We start from the raw sequence: 17,704 nt of genomic DNA, 5'->3' as shown, positions 1-17,704 counted from the left end.
AGACAATGACAAAATATTCTATACTTACACTAGTATTATTAAATGCTGTTTTAATAAGCTGTAATAAAGAAAATAAAACTAATGAAGAGGTTTCTACTACACAAGAATGCCTTTCAGAAGCTATTAAAAATACCTTAGATGTTGAAAAAGTAACTCTAAGACCTATAGAGCGAAGTATTACACTTAATGGATATATTGATTACAATCAAGATAAAACTGTTCCATATCATAGCTTAGTAGATGGATTAGTTGCTAATACTTACTTCTCGTTAGGAGATTATGTTGCAAAAGGACAGTTACTAGCCGAAATAAAAAGTACAGATACCAATGAAATCTATACAGAATTAAAAGCAAGTGAAGCAGAATTAAAAGTAGCTACTAGAGAACTTGAGTCTGTTGAAGCTATGTATAAAGATGGTATCGCTTCTCAAAAAGAATTATTAGAAGCACAAGAGGATGTAAAAGCATTAAAAAGTAAAGTATCTGCTGCTAAAAGTAGTATGGCAATCTTCAATACTCATGGTGAATCTGGTATAGTAAAAGTAGTGGCTCCTCAGGCAGGATATATAGTGACTAAGAGCATCAGTACAGGAATGACTGTAAATGCTGGTGATGAACCTCTATTCACTATAGCAGATTTATCAGATGTATGGATTATGGCTAACGTATATACTGCTAATATGCGCCATATACAACCGAACCAAGAGGTTAAGGTCTCTACTCTAGCCTATCCTGATGAATATTTTTCTGGTAGAATATCAAAGATTTCACAAGTATTTGATGCTGAGGAGAGAGTTTTAAAAGCTCGTATTTCTATGGATAACAAAGAGATGAAACTAAAGCCAGGTATGTCTGCTGATATTATTATCCAACTTGAAACCAACGAAGGTAAATCTCTTGCTATTCCTAATAGCGCTATCATTTTTGACAATAATCAAAACTATGTTGTTATATATAAAAATGATTGTGAACAAGAAGTGAGAAAGATCACACCTCAATCTAAAAATAGTATCTATACCTACATCAACGAAGGTGTAAAGGAAAACGAAATGGTGGTAACTACAAATGAATTACTCATTTATGAACAGTTAAACAACAAATTGTAATTCTTTTTAAAAAACTTATTTATGCAAAAATTCGTCAAAAATATAGTTTCTTTTTCACTTAAAAATACGTTCATCGTCATCTTCGGTGTTCTGTTATTATTATTTGGAGGAATCTATAGCTATATACATACGCCTATTGAAGCCTTTCCTGATGTTACTAATACGAGAGCGCGTATTATCACACAATGGCCAGGAAGAAGTGCTGAAGAAATCGAAAAATTCATTACACTTCCTATTTCTAAAGAAGTTAATACCATTCCTAATAAAGCAGAGGTAAGATCTATATCACTATTTGGACTATCTGTTGTAACTGTATTGTTTAATGATGACGTTGATGATTTCTTCGCTCAACAATACGCTTCTAATAGAATGGGAAATGTAGACTTACCAGAAGGAGCTGAATTCGAAATAGAACCGCCCTCAGGAGCAACAGGAGAAATCTTTAGATATATTGTAAAAAGTGATCTTCCAATCAAAGAAGTAACAGCAATACAAGATTGGGTAATAGAAAGAGAATTACTATCTGTAGCTGGAGTAGCTGATGTAGTAAGTTTCGGTGGAGAAGAAAAGATATATGAAATACAGATTAACCCAACTGAACTAATTAACTATGGTTTGTCTCCTTTAGATGTTTATGAAGCAGTGGAGAAAAGTAATATTAATGTTGGTGGAGATGTTATTCAGAGAGGAGATCAAGCTTACGTAGTTAGAGGTGTTGGACTATTAGATAATGCTGAAGATATAGAAAATATTCTTATCGAAGTAAAAGGGAATACTCCTATTCTAGTAAAACATGTCGCTAATGTAGTTATTTCTGCTAAACCTCGTTTAGGACAAGTTGCTTTTCAAGATGATGAAGATGTAGTACAAGGAATTGTAGTAATGTTAAGAGGTGAAAACCCTAGTGCTGTTATCGAAGGACTTAAAGCTAAAATAGAAGACTTAAATGAGCGCATTCTACCTAAAAACGTACAGATACAAACAGTAGTAGACAGAACTAACCTTGTAAATACCACAGTACACACTGTATCTAAGAACTTAGTAGAAGGGGTTATCTTAGTATCTATTATTGTATTTATTTTCTTATACAATTGGCGTACTACATTTATCGTTGCTTCTGTTATTCCATTAGCTTTCTTATTTGCTATCATCATGTTGAAGATACAAGGGTTGCCAGCCAATCTAATTTCAATGGGAGCATTAGACTTTGGATTGTTACTAGAAGGGACTTTAGTTATTGTAGAACATGTCTTTGTAGGTCTAGAGAAACGAGCTGAACAAGTGGGAATGGCAAGGTTTAATAGAATGTCAAAACTTGGGACTATTAAGAAAAGTGCAAGTAGTGTAGCGAGCTATATTTTCTTTGCACTATTAATTCTAATCGTAGCCTTAATGCCTATTTTCTCTTTCCAAAAAGTAGAAGGAAAGATGTTCTCTCCCCTAGCCTTTACATTAGGTTATGCTTTATTAGGATCCCTAATATTGAGTTTGACTTATGTACCAGCCATGTGTAAACTTTTATTGACTAAAGATATCAAAGAACGTGAAAATGTTATTTCTAGATTCTTTAAGAACAATATCTATAAAATGTTTAACTGGAGTTTTACACATAAGAAATTGACTATTTCTATGTTTATAGGATTATTACTAATCTGTGGAGTTAGATTTCATTATTATGGATCAGAATTTTTACCTAAGTTAAACGAGGGAGCATTATATATTAGAGCTACATTACCTAGTAGTATTAACTTAGATGAATCCGTTCGCTTAGCTAAAGAGATGAAAGCTAAGATTAGAGCATTTGAAGAAGTAGATTTTGTACTTACTCAGACAGGTAGACCGAATGATGGTACTGACCCGACTGGTTTCTTTAATATAGAGTTTCACACAGAATTAAAACCTGATAGTGAATGGACTCGAAAAATCACTAAAGATCAGCTCTTAGACGAAATTAGAGTAGAACTTGAAAAATACCCAGGTGTTAATTTTGGGTTTAGCCAACCGATTCAAGATAACGTAGAGGAATATGTAGCAGGAGTTAAAAGCTCTCTGGTAATCAAGATATTTGGAGATGATTTATTCGAATTAGAAAAATATGCAAATCAAGTAGCAAAAAGTATCAAAGATGTTGAGGGTATTACAGACTTAAATGTATTTAAGAATATTGGTCAACCTGAATTGAGAATCAAATTACACGATCACAAAATGGCAAAATATGCTGTAACTACAGCTGATGCCCAAGCAGTAATAGCGATGACTATCGGTGGACAAGCTGCCACGACCTTATATGAGAATGAAAGAATGTTTGATGTAGTATTACGATTTGAAAAAGGATATAGAGATTCTGCAGAAAAAATAGAAGATATATTGATTCCTTCTCTGGATGGCAAACAAGTACCTTTAAAAGAAATAGCTACTATAGATTATCACACAGGACCTGCTTTTATATATAGAGAAGGCGGTAGTAGATATATCGGTATAGGGTTTAGTATTGAAGGAAGAGACTTAGGAAGTACTATCGCAGAAGCAAGAGCTAAAGTAGATAAAGAAGTCAAATTACCTGCGGCTAATAAAATGGAATGGGCTGGTGAATTTGAGAGTAAAGAGCGTGCAGCAAATCAATTAATGCTTGTTGTCCCAGTTTCTTTAATCTTAATCCTTGTATTATTGTACTTCAACTTTGGAAATGTAAAAGATACTGCTATTGCAGCCTTAACTATTCCTTTCGCTTTTATCGGTGGTTTTATATCACTTTGGGCAACTGGCACGATATTTGGAATATCAGCAGGGATAGGATTTATTATTCTTTTTGGAGTAGCTACTATTGATGGAATTGTACTTATTGGAGTAATGAGAGAAAACTTACAACATCGTATGCCATTAAAAGAAGCGATAAAAGAAGGAGTAAAAAGCCGAATAAGACCGGTAGTAATGATTGCATTGATGGGGTCTATGGGATTACTTCCTGCAGCCTTATCAAATGGAATGGGATCTGAAATACAGAAACCATTAGCAATTATGATCGTAGGAGGACTAATTATCTGTATGATTTTATCCTTTACTATCTTACCACAAGTATTCTATTGGGCTTATAGAAATAAGAAGTAGATTTTTTCATATATATTTTTTTGGGGACACTTTATCCTAAAGATGGAGTGTCCCTTTTTTATACTTTATTATCTCTTTTAAACTGTAATGGAGTTAGGGCAGTGTGCTTCATAAAATACTTCGTAAAATGACTAGCATCAGTAAAACCAAACTCTAATGCTATTGCTGATAAATTATGATCACTATGCTTAATTCTCTTTTTGATCATTTCTATTTTAAACCATTTATATATTGTGTCAGACTCATCCCCATATTGGTTGAAAAATAGTTTCTAAATCCTGATTCTGAAAGACCAAATTCATGACTTAAATGCTTTACTCCTAAACGATCTGGTAAATGAATATAAGCATGAATATAATTCTGTATTCGCTCTATTTTAGAAGTGTCATACTGATCTATTATATGTGTATTATCAGCCGTATATTTATCCATTAATAACAATACGCTTCTTAATAAATTAGTATGTAATTCTGAGACTTGTTTATTATTAACCTCCCACTCTATAATCATTAAATCAACAATTGAAATAATCTTATTAACCAACTCTATATCAATCCCTTTTACTTTTCTAACCTCCCACATCCTACCTAAGTTAATTAGTAGGTTATCCCAATAATCTGTTATACTAGCATTAACTCCATCTTTAAGTGCACTAGGCAAAAACTTGATGACTCTAAACCTTGTTTTTTCTTCTATATAGAAATGATGACTATCTTCTGGAGAGAGAAAGAAAACAGTATCTCCTCGATAGATAGATTGTTCTTTATTTAAATCGTGTATACCACTCCCCTCACTGATCAGCATTAATTCATAATGATTGTGATTATGGTAAGTAAATGGCCACTCTTCTGTGCGAAAATGCCTTAAAAACAAAGGTTCGAACTGTACTAACTTCATCTTACAAACATAGCGAAATATACTATTAATATAACAGAATATACAAAAGTGTATTTGATAACTCTACTACATTTGCCAACTTAACGAACTAAACAATATGTCAATCAAAAACAAAGAAAAATATGCTATCCCTATTATGGCATTTACTGCGGGGACTATTGTAGCTAATGTCTACTATAGCCAACCCATTCTAAAAAACATTGCTGAAACACTAGGAGAACCTGAAGCTGCAGTAGGCAAAGTATCTATGCTAGCTCAGATAGGTTATGGTATAGGTATGTTCTTTCTACTTCCTTTAGGAGATAAAATTAATAGAAAGCAATTAATCATTGCGATTTCTATTATACAGATATTTGTATTAATGTGTATTGCTAATACCACTCATTTAAACTTCTTGCTAATCTTGAGTTTTTTAGCTGGTGTATGCTCTACTCCTGCACAAATTATCTTACCTATGGCAGCTCTACTAAACAAAGAGAATAGAGGAAAAAGCGTAGGTATTGTCTTTAGTGGAATATTATGTGGTATTCTTGGCTCACGTCTAGTCAGTGGATGGTTAACAGATTTATGGGGATGGCAGAGTGTTTTTACCTTTTCTGCCATTATGATTTCCATTAGCATCGTTTTGATGTGGCAATTTCTACCTAATGCGCCTATTAAATTTAAGGGTAGTTATATTCAGTTATTGCAATCTACACTACGCTTAGTCAAAGAACACAAAACACTGCGACAAGCCGCCTTATTAGGCTCTTTAACCTTCGGAATATTCTGTTCTTTTTGGACTACACTTACTTTTCACTTAAGTGGAGCTCCCTTTAACTATACCCCTTCTATGATAGGTATGTTTGCGATAGTCGCTATCGGAGGAACCTTAGTAGCCCCATATTTTGGCAAATTAGCAGATAAAGGACAAGTCTTTCAAAACTTGTTCCTTACGATTTCGTTAGTAATTATTAGTCTTGTAGGAATGCTTATTTTCCCCAACTCTATTATAATCTTAATTATCGCTATATTCTTATTAGACATTGGAGTTCAAGCAACACAAATCACTAATTTTACCCGTATCTACGCTCTTAGTGAAGAAGCACACAGTAGATTAAACACAGTCTATATGACAGCTTATTTCATAGGAGCTGGTATAGGAACTTTCTTTGGGCTGATTAGCTGGAGTATCAATGGATGGCTAGGTTCTCTAACCCAAATGCTGTTGTGGAGTTTCTTAGCACTAGGTATTGTCTTTCTATCTAAAAAAGGAAAACTATAGTCCCCACATGATTAGTTTACTATAACTAATTCTAACCTATAGCTCTCTAGAATTAAAAGATGTAACTTTTAAGCCTAGAGAGCTATTTTAATATAATCACTACTCCTACTTTCATAGATTACAAATTTATAAAGACTTAAAAGTACAAATCCTACTTACTTCCACTTTTTTCCACTTTTTTCCATTCTTTTCCGAATACTTCCAAATATTTCCAAAAAAGTCTATTTATTTCCATTTACAAAACCTTAAACCACTGAATATCAGCAATCATTATTTTTAAACATACCTATTTCTTCGGAAGCTCTTCGGAAGAGTTCAGTATTTGTTCGGACTGAGAGACAGTTTACCGAAGAACATCCAAAGACTGCCCAATAAATTCCCGAACAATATGCATTTAAGCTTCTATTTTTTATGTCTCTTTTTAGCTTCACTTTTGAATAAAATGGGATATTCCTTAAAATTAAAAAAACTATAATTCATTGTGAGGCATAGGTTTTCTATAATATCTCTTGCCTTTTTAAGGTCCAAGGCTATCTATATTATCAATTCTACAAAAACCTCATCCTTTTAATTCCCTGAATGATAAATCAATATTAACTTGAATAACAAGAAATTGAGTAGCATAAACTGTTGTAATTGTATCAAGCTTAATTATATTTACACTACCATTAACTAACCCAAACAATTATCATTATGAAATTATTCAATTTTTTTAAGAGCAAGCGCAGCTCCATAGATCCTACTAGACCCTGTAGCTACGCGGATATCTGTAGTAATGACACCGCAGAACAATATTATGATGCAGGACATCTAGATAAGCTACATCTTATTGGTTTAGCTTTTGGTGGAGATGACTCTCCTTTTAATATTTTATATGTTTCACCTGAAGCTGCTCTCCAAAAAAGAGAGATAGATAATTATATCGTAGATTTACTTCAACAAGGCTATAAAGTACAATACAAAGCTTTTCCGGAGTATAAAGGCAATAGTTTTATCCCATCTAAGGTTATTATAGAAGTAGACGGTGACCAGACATTTACGAAAGAAATTGAAATATGGTAAGTAAAGACATGGAGAATCATAGAATATACAGTACCTCATTTGCGAGTGTATACCCACATTATATTGCTAAAGCAGAGAAAAAAGGTAGAACAAAAGAAGAAGTAGATACTATCATCAGATGGCTTACAGGGTATAATCAGGATGATTTGAAACAAATAATAGAAACGAAAGTAAACTTTGAAGATTTCTTTGCTAATGCCCCTCTCATTAATCCTAATGTTAAGCTTATAAAAGGAGTTATCTGTGGTTACCGCGTAGAGGATATTAAACATCCACTTATGCAGAAAATACGCTACCTAGACAAATTAATTGATGAGCTAGCAAAAGGAAAAACAATGGAAAAAATACTGCGAACTTAAACAATTATGGGAGCATGGGGATATAAAGCATTAGAAAGCGATGATGGATTTGACACAATTAATTATATCGAAGACTATATAGAGGATAATTATTCTTCATCTGATAAGTTTCAATTAGATTTAGGGAAGTTAATCCAAAGACTACAAGACATAGGAGCTCTAGGTAAGAGCTTTGACGATATTGATTTTTACTATGACAATACTGCTATGGCTTTAGTAGAGCTATTCTTTATTTTTAAAGATGATGGATATCTTCATTACGGTAATGGTAATGAGATTCAAGAAGGGCTTAAGCTACGTCTAACCGAATTTAAAGGAGATAAATTAGCCCTAGGATTCTTACTGCGATATATGCAAGATATGATAAATGAAGTACCTGATGAAGATGGAGAAAGAGAATCTGTTGAGTTATGGAGAGACTCAAACTGTTTTGAAGAATGGAAAGAACATTTAAATATGTTAGCAAAAAGATTAGAACAAGAACTAAAATAAAAAGCCTCTAAAAAATAGAGGCTTTTCTATAATACAATTCTTCCTTTTATAATTCTTAACTTATTGTCTTCTCTCAATCTTTTAATACTCCTGATCACCGTTTCTACTCTTAGCCCCGTCATGTCAGCTATTTCTTGTCGAGTTAAATCCACAATATACAAATCCTGTTGAATCAAAGGATGTTGCCAATTAGTCTTTAAATAATTTAATAACGTTAGAACGCGCAAATCTGCATCCTGAGCAGAAATTTTAGGAGCCATTACCCCTTGAAAATATAATTTCTTTGACAGATTATAGTTTATCAGTAAAGAGAAATCATGATTCTCCTTGATCAGGATTAGAAAACTTGCTTTGTCTAATTTTAATACTTCTGTTTGTTCAACAGCAATGGCATTACAGATATAGGTTGTCTCTAAAAATATAGTTCCTTCTCCAAAGTTATGTCCTCTAGAATAGAAGCTAAATATAAACTCTCTACTATCATCCTCATCATAAATGTTTAATTTAACTTCTCCACTTACGATATAGTAAAAATACTCTGGCCACATGCCTTCTTCAAAAATGAAATCATCTTTTTCATAAACAACTGTCTCGGCTCCATATTTTTTTAACAATTTGATATTCATCATAAGGATAAATTATTGGTCTATATTAAAGATAGCACATTATATGCCAGAACAATAGGATAAATTGTTAATAAAACAGTTCAAAAGGAGAATAATCAATAGTATATGACTATTATCATATAATTAACTCATAAAAATTAATTATATGTTAAAAATAAACCAAACTTAACAGTGCCACGATAACCTAAATTATATTTTTAATCAACCCTTGTATCTTTTCTTTAGAAATTCCCCATTCATCATCTAATATACTATAGTAAGCCGCATTACGAGTAGTACCATCATTATGTATTTTATCCTTTCTCAGAATACCTTCAAAGACTCCTCCTATCTTCTCAATAGCTTTTCTAGAACGAATATTAGTGTCTTTCGTTTTCAGTTGTACTCGATTTATTTTCAGTACTTCAAAACAATAAGTCAAGAGTAGTAATTTACACTCCAGATTCACTACACTTCCCCAATACTCTTGCGTAATCCACGTCCATCCTATTTCTAACTTCTTATCTGCTTCATACATCTCAAAGAATCGCGTAGAACCAATGATCTTCTGTGTTCTTTTATCAATAATAACAAAGGGATACTGTAATCCCTTTTCTCTAGCTGCTAACGCATTTTGATAGTTGTCATAAAAAGTATCTCTATCAGAACAATCTGTAGGTACTAATCTCCATAATTCTTTATCTGCACTAGCCTGATATAATTCTTCCAAATGTTCTTTTTCTAAAGGAATAAGATCTACTGTTGTTCCTTCTAATACTGTTGGATAAGGAATCCATTGTGTGTTGTTATTTTTAGCCATAATTATTTATATAACTTCCCTATTAAAGGGCATAATTAGTAAAGAGTAAATGTATAACAAACGAGTATTCTTTTTTAGTTTGTTGTTATAAGAAGACATCAAGCAACATAATCAATACACCAGCTTACTGTTTTATAGAATGAAACTACAAAAAACGATGTCTCAATATCCATTTAATCATTTAGAGAGGTAATGGACTTAAAATACTTACTTTTGTGTCTTATTAAAATCTAAACATGAACTGTACACTGTGTAATACACCTTTAAGCACTAAGGTAGATGACGAGTATTATATCTGTCCTACGTGTAATGCATACCTAAAGGATGAGGTACTTTACTTTGATCAAGACAAAGAAAAAAGCCACTATGAATGTCATAATAATGATGTGAATGATATCGGTTATCAACATTTTACAGCTCCTGTAACGAATACTGTATTAGCACACTGTACACCAGCTATGCTTGGTCTAGATTATGGATGTGGAAAAGGCCCTGTAATTACAAAACAACTGGTAGAACAAGGCTATACTGTCGATCTTTATGATCCTTTCTTTCATCCAGACCTTACTTATCTAGATAGAGTATATGATTATATCTTTAGCTGTGAAGTATTTGAGCATTTTTATACCCCTTATAAAGAAATTGATAAACTAACGAAGATTTTAAAACAAGGAGGCTTACTCATCATTAAAACGCATTTGTTTACAGAACAAACTGATTTCAAAAACTGGTATTATAGAAAAGATCAAACCCATGTTTTTATTTATACCTTCAAAACTATTGAATATATAGCAGAGCATTTTGATTATCAAATCGAGACGCTTACCGAGAGATTAGTTGTCTTACGAAAAAAATAAGAGGCTATGTATTAGATACTAGCCTCTTTTATTAATTTATCACATTGCTCTTTCCAGTTGTCCTCTCCTATCCAAATCCCTTTCACATCAGAATATCTGTTAATATCATTTAGAGCGTTTAAATCGTCGTCTAAATGCCAAATAAGACCACTACCACCTATAGTGTAGCTTTTATCTGCTCTATTGGTAAATATAATATGCTTATGCGTGATACCTATTTTATCTGCTAGTAAGAATAAATCATCATTACTTCCCCCTCCATTCATAGCACAAAGCAATTCATTATACCTCCCCGTTACGATAAAAACGTCTATTCCTTTATTAGTTAACTCTTTTGCATATTGAGCTACTACTGCTTCTGTCAATGTTCCATCAAAATCAAATGATACTCTCATTTTATTGTTTTATTGTTTTTTTGTTTTTTTGTGATGTTGTGATATTGTTTTGTGATTTTACTCTTTTAAGGAGATATTTTGTTTTACAAGAAAACAACATCACATAAACATAACTAGACCCACATCCCTTTTTTCCCTTTATAAAAACGAATAGTTCCAGGGCCTATAAAGGCTATAGCTAAGGCAGCTAATAGATATAATAAGTTCAGCTCAGCATTTACCCCTCCAGTATTAGGATCTAAGCCAAAGCTTCCCATTCCCTTTACTAAGAATAGAGACATAAACATCGTAAACGCTATAATAGAAGCAGAAATACGTGTAGCAAACCCCACTAGTAAAAATATAGGTGCTACTATCTCACCGATAGGCACTCCTATCCAAAGCAGCTCTGGTAGATTATGTGCTTTCAACTGGTTAATAATAAAATCATGTCCATGTATTAATTTATGGATCCCGTGGAAGATCATTAGTCCTCCAACACCTAATCTCAATAGGAATTTTCCAAAATCTGCATTCATATACTACTGTTTTTTTGTAATTCTGTTATTTCGTGATTTTGACATTTTGTAATACAAAAAACCGAAATAATACCTTGTGTTAATTGATCTTTCTTAAGTCTCCTTAAAGTCTTGTGACTTTGAGATATATTAGCTAGTTTTAGTTGGTCTTATTTCTATTTTACTAGGAAGCACACGAGGATTCATCGCTAAGATATCTACTACCAACTGTCCCATATCTTCTGGCTGTATTTTCCAGTGATCTGCATCAGACGGCTGGTGGTTATTAAAATTAGAAGTCACAGAACCAGGCAATATTGTTGTCACCTTTACATCTGCATTTCTAAGGTCTAACATAGCTGCTTGAGTAAAACCTACTACACCAAACTTACTAGCGTTATAACCACTTCCATTAGCGAAAAAGTTTATCCCTGCTAGACTGGCAATACTGATATAATACCCTTTGTGCTGCTTTAATTGCTTTACAGACGCCTTTAAAGTGTGAAATACCCCAGTTAGATTCGTATCTATCATTGTATTCCAATCCTCTAAACTCATTTCTTCTACAGAGGAGAATATCCCCACTCCCGCATTGGCAATCACAATATCTAATTTTCCGAATTTCTCTACGATTAGTTCCACTGCCTTTTCTTCGTCTTCATACTTCCTTACATCAGATTGAATTGCTAATATATTATCTGTATATCCTAATTCAGCTATAGCTTCGTTAACTGTATCTATATTCCTACCTGATATTGCTACTTTATATCCTTGTTCTAAAAGAGCTTGAGCAATTCCCTTTCCTATACCTTTAGTACCTCCTGTGATGTACACTACTTTTTGCATATACTATTCTTTATGGATTATTTAAAGAATAAAGATATAAAAAAAGAACTATTCTCTCTTGTCATAAAGGCTCATACATTGTTTTTTTTTATACTCTAATTTGGCTAGTGACATATTTGGATTTAAATTAGCGACGATAAAAACAACTATAGTAATTATGAAGAACAAATCAGTATTATTCTTTTTGCTAGCTGGAAACATCATGTTTGCGCAACGCAACTTTGATATGACAGAGGCTACACTAGGACAAGGTAGACAGTTTGCTACAGAAAGAATACTTCAACCATCTTGGAAGAATGACAATACCCTGAGTTTTGTAACTAAAAATAGAGATAGCCTTTTAATAAAAAGTCAAGCTAACAAATGGGAGTCACAAACAGCTCTTACTGCTAAACAATTAGAAGAAGTAATCAATAATACAGTTAAAGGGACTACATTTAACCTTAGAATCATCCCGACTAACCTAACTTGGTTAAATGACAATGAAATAGAGTTTTATACTCCTGATTCTACTTTAAAATCAAAGTATTACTTCAAGGTTAACCTTACTGATAAAAAGGTAGTCAACTCATTTAAATTTGATCTTAATGGTGACCAACAAATCATCTCTCGCAATGGAGATCACATCGCTTGGTTACAAGATAATAATATCGTAGTGACTACTAATAAAGGTGGTGATGTTAAAGTAACTAATGATCCTGCTCTAGATATCATCAACGGAAGTAGTGATACTCACCGCAATGAGTTTGGTATAAAAAAAGGAATGTGGTGGAGCCCAAAACAAGACCAACTTCTATACTATAGAAAAGATCAAAGTATGGTGACTTCATACCCTATCATTCAATGGAGTGAGCGCGTGGCAGAAGTAAAAAACATCAAATACCCAATGGCTGGTATGACTAATGAGCAAGTATCATTAGTAATCTATGACGTATATACTGGTAAAAAGGTAACTCTACAAACTGGTGAAGCAGACCAATTCCTAACCATGGTTACTTGGGATCCTTCTGGAAACTATGTTTATGTAGGAGTTCTTAATAGAGAACAAAATCACTTAAAAGTCAATCAATACAACGCTGCTACAGGTGCCTTTGAAAAAACGTTATTCGAAGAGAAATCTAAAACGTATACAGAGCCTTCTAATAGTCTAGTATTTGTACCTGGTACACCTGATCAATTCTTATACTTCTCTGAAGTAGATGGATATAGACAGTTATTCTTATACGACACAAATGGCAAGCTAATCAAGAAATTAGGGCATGAAAACGTTATTGTAAATGAATTCTTAGGTTTTGACGAAGACGCTAAAAATCTTTACTATATAGGAGTTACGAATCAAGGATTAGATAGACAGTTATTCAAAACAAACCTTAAAAAAGGTAAAACAGAACAGATCACTACGTTATCAGGAACACATAGTGTTGTCTTAAACAAGAGTAAGTCATTGTTCTTAGATCAGTTTAACAACTTAGAGACCCCTAACAAAGTTACTATTGTCAATGCTGATTCTAAAAAAGAGCAACAAGTATTAGAGTCTAAAAATCCTTTTGATGGTGTTGTGACGATGCCTAAGACAGAGATTAAAACGATTACAGCTGCAGATGGAAAAACTCCTTTAAATGCACGTATCATCTACCCTACTAACTTCGACGCAAACAAACAATACCCTGTGATGGTATACGTATATGGAGGGCCTCATGCACAGTTAGTAACCAACACATGGTTAGGTGGAGCGAACCTATTCTTTAACTATATGGCACAGCATGGCTACATCGTATTTACGGTAGATAGTAGAGGTAGTTTTAATAGAGGACGTGACTTCGAACAAGTAATCCACAGACAATTAGGTCAAGCTGAGATGGCAGATCAAATGAAGGGGGTAGATTACTTAAAATCACTTCCTTATGTAAACCAAGATAAGATAGGTGTATATGGATGGAGTTTCGGAGGTTTTATGACTACAACTTTATCTGTTAACCACCCAGAAGTATTTAAAGTAGGTGTAGCAGGCGGCCCTGTAATGGATTGGAAAATGTACGAAATCATGTATGGAGAACGCTATATGGATATGCCTAGCGAAAACCCTGATGGATACAAAAAAACAAGCTTACTTAACAAAGCAGATAAAATAAACAACAAGCTTTTAATTATTCATGGAGCTCAAGACCCTGTAGTGGTTCAGCAGCATTCTATGGAGTTTATAGAAGCTGCTATTAAAGCAAATAAACAAGTAGATTACTTCTTATACCCTTCTCATGAACACAATGTTATGGGAGTAGACAGAGTTCACTTAAATGACAAGATAGCACAGTATTTCTTCGATTACCTAGAGAAACCAAATACAAAATAGTATTATCATAAACAGTAAAGCCGAGACAAGTTCTCGGCTTTATTTTTTATACAGATTTCTATCTTGTCCTTTATAAAAGAATACAACTATTTCTTTTTTAACAATAGCTGTATTTCTACTATTTGATCTAAGAATGAAATATCTACCTTATCTAAATTAATGACAAACTCCCCTACTGAAGGCTTACCATGAGAAGCCCATACATTAGAAGTATCTCTTTTGTACAATAAATCAGAAATACTAATTTCTTGTTCAACTATATTATTTCCCCTGATTGAAGCTATCACATCATAGTCATCTAACTTATTTCTATAATACTCTTCATCTATAGTTCCTTTAGGCAATATAACTCCAATATCTATTATCTCAGCTATAATATCTCCTTGCTTAATTCTATCTCCCTTTTTCATAAGAATATTCGTTACTATTGCAGGCTTTCCTCTATGTTTTATTAGATATTCTTGTAGTTTCTCATATTTATTTTTTAGGGAGTCCAAGCTCTGATGTATATGTTTCATCTGAGCTTCATTAGATGAGCTATTAGTATTTTTAAATGCTTCTAATTGATCTTCAAGCAGTAACAATAAACGTCTGTTTTCATTTAAATAAACAGCACGCTCCTCTTCACTACCATATTTTAGAACCATCACTGTTGCTATGTCATCACCTATTTCTAAGATTTGATTCTCTTTAATACATACTTCACTTAAACTATGTGTTCCTTTATGTATTGAACGAATAGTTCCCTTATTTACTACAACTATCTTACTTGTAACAGTTAACTTTGATTTTGGTCCATCTCCATCATTTATCTGTTTACCGTAAATAAATACCGTATTAAAAAGAACAATTATGAGGACTGCTATTCTAATAATTGTACTGTAGCTATTATTAAATAGATGCCTCATGTTACTTATCATTATTAGTAGTTAAAAGATAAAGCTTAGTTGCTAATAGAGGTAGATCTGCAGTATCAGTATTACATAGAATGATCATGATCTTATTAAAGTTTTTATCAATAATCATTTCTGTGTTAAACCCATCAATACTTCCTCCTCTTCTATAAAACCCTTTGGCTTCATTAAAGAAGAAACCATAGGTAGGTTTACCTAGAAGCCAATCAATATTATTATTCGTTTGAGCAGTGAGTAAATACTTTGATGTAGATGCTTGATTAATGAGTTTATTATCTCTTAATGCAATAACAAACTTATACAAATCATCTATAGTAGAATACATACCTCCTGCACCATAGTAGTTGGAGATAAATCTCCTATCATTGTACAAAGGCATTTCTTTCTTCCCTTCTCCAAATGAGTAATTATGATAACCATAAGCAAGGTCTAATATCACTTCTTCTTCTTTTACAAATCCAGAATTTACTAAACTTAAGGGTTTTAAAATCAAATCTTCTATAGCTACTGAAAAAGGTTTTTTTGTACTGTTTTCGATAACTTTAGACAAGAGTACATAATCTACATTATTATAATTAAATTCGCTCCTATCCTTATCTGCTATTTTTACAAAGTTACTTATATATTCATCTAACGTATAAGGATTTATTACTGCTTTTATAGGTTCATTTTCCAAACCTGATTGGTGAAGAAGCAATTCTTTAATTGAGATATCCTGACAGTCTACAGGAAGTTCTTGTATATACTTTCCTACTTTATCTTCTAAATGAATTAATCCTTTTTCCTGTAATTGTAATATACATACAGTAGTAAACAACTTCGTCATTGAAGCTATAGGAAATCGTGTATCATTATTTATTTTTACCTGAAACTGAAAATTCGCGTACCCTTTATTTATCTTAATAGAATCATTTTCATCAATATAGAGTATAGAACCATTAAAATGCCCTACATCATACTCTCTATGAACAGACTCAGCAATCTTATTCTGACCAAAGGCCATCGTAGAAAAAATGAAGAAAAAAGAAAGAATTGTTAATCTCATAACTAAAAATTAAAACATTTTATTTCTGTGAATCCCCCCTTTTATACTTAACTAAAGAATAACAGAGTAATAAATAACTCCCAAAAATAGCGATATGAATACAGTATAATACATTGCTTTGTAAACCAATACAATATACTTTATTTATTCAATGTATCCCACTCTTGATAATAAATCCATATTGACTCTATGCTTCGCTTGCTGATTCTAGGAGTTTGCTAGGGGTTTTCTTCGAGTTTTCTAGCCTAGAAGGCCTTTTTGTCGAAGAAAGGTGCAAGCATACCTCTAGCACTCCCCAAGCATATCCTATCAATACATATAAAAGAATCACAAACGACTCCATTATAAATAGGTTTTTAAAATAATAAGTTCAACAGCATAAATTTAGCTAAACAAAAAAAGCTTAACTACTAAGCGGAATTGTATTAACCATACATCGATTAGAATATATTAATCTCTATTTCTGTATCAGATTATACTCTATTGCCATTTTAATAGCAGTACTCAGATTAGAAGTTTGGAACTTCTCGATTAAGTTTTTGCGGTGACTCTCTACAGTATGATGACTGATAAACAGTTTCTCTGCTATCTGGTTTGTGGTTAGACCTGATGCGGCTTCTATTAAGATTTCTTTCTCACGGCGAGTCAGTTTTGGGATTTGCTTTAAGCCTACTTCTTCTTTTTTGTCTAAGACTATTTTAGACTGTGAACAAAGGTATTTTTCTCCTGCAAATACAGTTTTAATTCCTGAGATAATCTCTTCTACCGAAGCATTCTTCTGAATATATCCCTTCGCTCCTTCTGCTAAGCTACTATTAATAACAGCATATTCATTGTGCACACTCAACATGATAATCTCTAACTGAGGAAATTTCTGTTTAAGTGGTTTAATTAACTCCAATGTATTGATATCTGCTAAATTGATATCTAATAGTATAATATCCGTGTCTGTAGTTAAGAGCCCTTGCATCATGCTTTCTTTATCCGAAAAACAAGCGACTACTTCTATTTCTGATTGATACCCTAATATATTTTTTAATCCTTCTAATAACAAAGGATGATCGTCTGTAATGGCAACTTTTATCAT

General features: G+C 32.7%; 18 protein-coding genes. 8 read left to right on the top strand and 10 right to left on the bottom strand.

From position 1 onward, the window contains the following. Positions 1 to 5: 5 nt before the first annotated feature. Together E0Z07_RS13485 and E0Z07_RS13480 are read left to right on the top strand one after the other, a co-directional pair. Entirely contained in the window at positions 6 to 1,106 is a 1,101-nt protein-coding gene (locus tag E0Z07_RS13485; RefSeq protein ID WP_131540840.1) for an efflux RND transporter periplasmic adaptor subunit, read from the top strand. Positions 1,107 to 1,127: 21 nt separating this feature from the next. Then, a complete protein-coding gene (locus tag E0Z07_RS13480) occupies positions 1,128 to 4,214 on the top strand; it encodes an efflux RND transporter permease subunit (RefSeq protein WP_131540839.1) in 3,087 nt (1,028 codons plus the stop codon). A 58-nt stretch (positions 4,215 to 4,272) separates the two neighbouring features. Here the strand turns inward: E0Z07_RS13480 and E0Z07_RS18285 are convergent, their stop codons facing one another. Then, the gene (locus E0Z07_RS18285; RefSeq protein WP_233445982.1) at positions 4,273 to 4,422 is read right to left on the bottom strand and encodes a helix-turn-helix domain-containing protein; all 150 of its coding nucleotides are present in this window, start codon (positions 4,420 to 4,422) and stop codon (positions 4,273 to 4,275) included. Positions 4,423 to 4,424: 2 nt separating this feature from the next. Continuing rightward, positions 4,425 to 5,111 carry an AraC family ligand binding domain-containing protein gene (locus tag E0Z07_RS13475; RefSeq protein WP_233445981.1) on the bottom strand — a complete coding sequence of 229 codons (687 nt, stop codon included), beginning with the start codon at positions 5,109 to 5,111 and terminating at the stop codon, positions 4,425 to 4,427. A gap of 97 nt (positions 5,112 to 5,208) precedes the next feature. Between E0Z07_RS13475 and E0Z07_RS13470 the strand changes: the two genes are divergently transcribed. The 4 genes from E0Z07_RS13470 (at position 5,209) to E0Z07_RS13455 (ending at position 8,288) form a co-directional block, all read left to right on the top strand. Further along, positions 5,209 to 6,375 (top strand): MFS transporter, encoded by a 1,167-nt coding sequence (locus E0Z07_RS13470; protein WP_131540838.1) that lies wholly within the window; start codon positions 5,209 to 5,211, stop codon positions 6,373 to 6,375. A gap of 693 nt (positions 6,376 to 7,068) precedes the next feature. Continuing rightward, positions 7,069 to 7,437: a DNA/RNA non-specific endonuclease gene (locus E0Z07_RS13465; protein ID WP_006258880.1), complete on the top strand. Its 369-nt coding sequence runs from the start codon at positions 7,069 to 7,071 to the stop codon at positions 7,435 to 7,437. Beyond that, a complete protein-coding gene (locus E0Z07_RS13460) occupies positions 7,431 to 7,796 on the top strand; it encodes a DUF2200 domain-containing protein (protein ID WP_131540837.1) in 366 nt (121 codons plus the stop codon). The genes E0Z07_RS13465 and E0Z07_RS13460 overlap by 7 nt, the downstream gene beginning before the upstream one ends. Positions 7,797 to 7,802: 6 nt before the next feature. Then, a complete protein-coding gene (locus E0Z07_RS13455; RefSeq protein WP_131540836.1) occupies positions 7,803 to 8,288 on the top strand; it encodes a DUF4259 domain-containing protein in 486 nt (161 codons plus the stop codon). Positions 8,289 to 8,314: 26 nt separating this feature from the next. On the opposite strand, the gene E0Z07_RS13450 is transcribed toward E0Z07_RS13455, so the two are convergent. Next, positions 8,315 to 8,917, bottom strand: coding sequence for a Crp/Fnr family transcriptional regulator (locus E0Z07_RS13450; RefSeq protein ID WP_233445980.1), 603 nt, complete (start codon positions 8,915 to 8,917; stop codon positions 8,315 to 8,317). 181 nt (positions 8,918 to 9,098) lie between these two features. Beyond that, entirely contained in the window at positions 9,099 to 9,713 is a 615-nt protein-coding gene (locus tag E0Z07_RS13445) for a GNAT family N-acetyltransferase (RefSeq protein WP_131540835.1), read from the bottom strand. A 236-nt stretch (positions 9,714 to 9,949) separates the two neighbouring features. Here E0Z07_RS13445 and E0Z07_RS13440 point away from each other — a divergent pair, with 236 nt between their 5' ends. Next, positions 9,950 to 10,570: a class I SAM-dependent methyltransferase gene (locus E0Z07_RS13440; RefSeq protein ID WP_131540834.1), complete on the top strand. Its 621-nt coding sequence runs from the start codon at positions 9,950 to 9,952 to the stop codon at positions 10,568 to 10,570. 11 nt (positions 10,571 to 10,581) lie between these two features. Here E0Z07_RS13440 and E0Z07_RS13435 read toward each other — a convergent pair whose 3' ends face one another. The 3 genes from E0Z07_RS13435 to E0Z07_RS13425 form a co-directional block, all read right to left on the bottom strand. Continuing rightward, positions 10,582 to 10,965: an HAD family hydrolase gene (locus E0Z07_RS13435; RefSeq protein ID WP_073144246.1), complete on the bottom strand. Its 384-nt coding sequence runs from the start codon at positions 10,963 to 10,965 to the stop codon at positions 10,582 to 10,584. Positions 10,966 to 11,078: 113 nt separating this feature from the next. Beyond that, on the bottom strand, positions 11,079 to 11,483 hold the full coding sequence (locus tag E0Z07_RS13430; protein WP_006258887.1) for a DoxX family protein: 405 nt from the start codon (positions 11,481 to 11,483) through the stop codon (positions 11,079 to 11,081). A 129-nt stretch (positions 11,484 to 11,612) separates the two neighbouring features. Next, on the bottom strand, positions 11,613 to 12,308 hold the full coding sequence (locus E0Z07_RS13425) for an SDR family oxidoreductase (protein ID WP_006261185.1): 696 nt from the start codon (positions 12,306 to 12,308) through the stop codon (positions 11,613 to 11,615). Positions 12,309 to 12,465: 157 nt separating this feature from the next. Between E0Z07_RS13425 and E0Z07_RS13420 the strand changes: the two genes are divergently transcribed. Then, positions 12,466 to 14,658, top strand: a complete 2,193-nt coding sequence (locus tag E0Z07_RS13420; RefSeq protein WP_131540833.1) for a S9 family peptidase — start codon at positions 12,466 to 12,468, stop codon at positions 14,656 to 14,658. Positions 14,659 to 14,744: 86 nt separating this feature from the next. Here the strand turns inward: E0Z07_RS13420 and E0Z07_RS13415 are convergent, their stop codons facing one another. From E0Z07_RS13415 to E0Z07_RS13405, 3 genes are all read right to left on the bottom strand, one after another. After that, positions 14,745 to 15,578 carry a hypothetical protein gene (locus tag E0Z07_RS13415; protein ID WP_039329510.1) on the bottom strand — a complete coding sequence of 278 codons (834 nt, stop codon included), beginning with the start codon at positions 15,576 to 15,578 and terminating at the stop codon, positions 14,745 to 14,747. Further along, entirely contained in the window at positions 15,568 to 16,617 is a 1,050-nt protein-coding gene (locus E0Z07_RS13410) for a serine hydrolase domain-containing protein (protein ID WP_006258891.1), read from the bottom strand. Before E0Z07_RS13410 ends, E0Z07_RS13415 begins: the two co-directional genes overlap by 11 nt. Before the next feature lie 457 nt (positions 16,618 to 17,074). Next, positions 17,075 to 17,704, bottom strand: a complete 630-nt coding sequence (locus E0Z07_RS13405; RefSeq protein WP_006258892.1) for a response regulator transcription factor — start codon at positions 17,702 to 17,704, stop codon at positions 17,075 to 17,077.

This window comes from Myroides odoratimimus (genome assembly GCF_004337635.1).
Classification (GTDB): Bacteria; Bacteroidota; Bacteroidia; order Flavobacteriales; family Flavobacteriaceae; genus Flavobacterium; species Flavobacterium odoratimimum.
The sequence above is the reverse complement of the archived record's forward strand: the minus strand, read 5'-3'. Positions and strand labels throughout refer to the sequence as shown.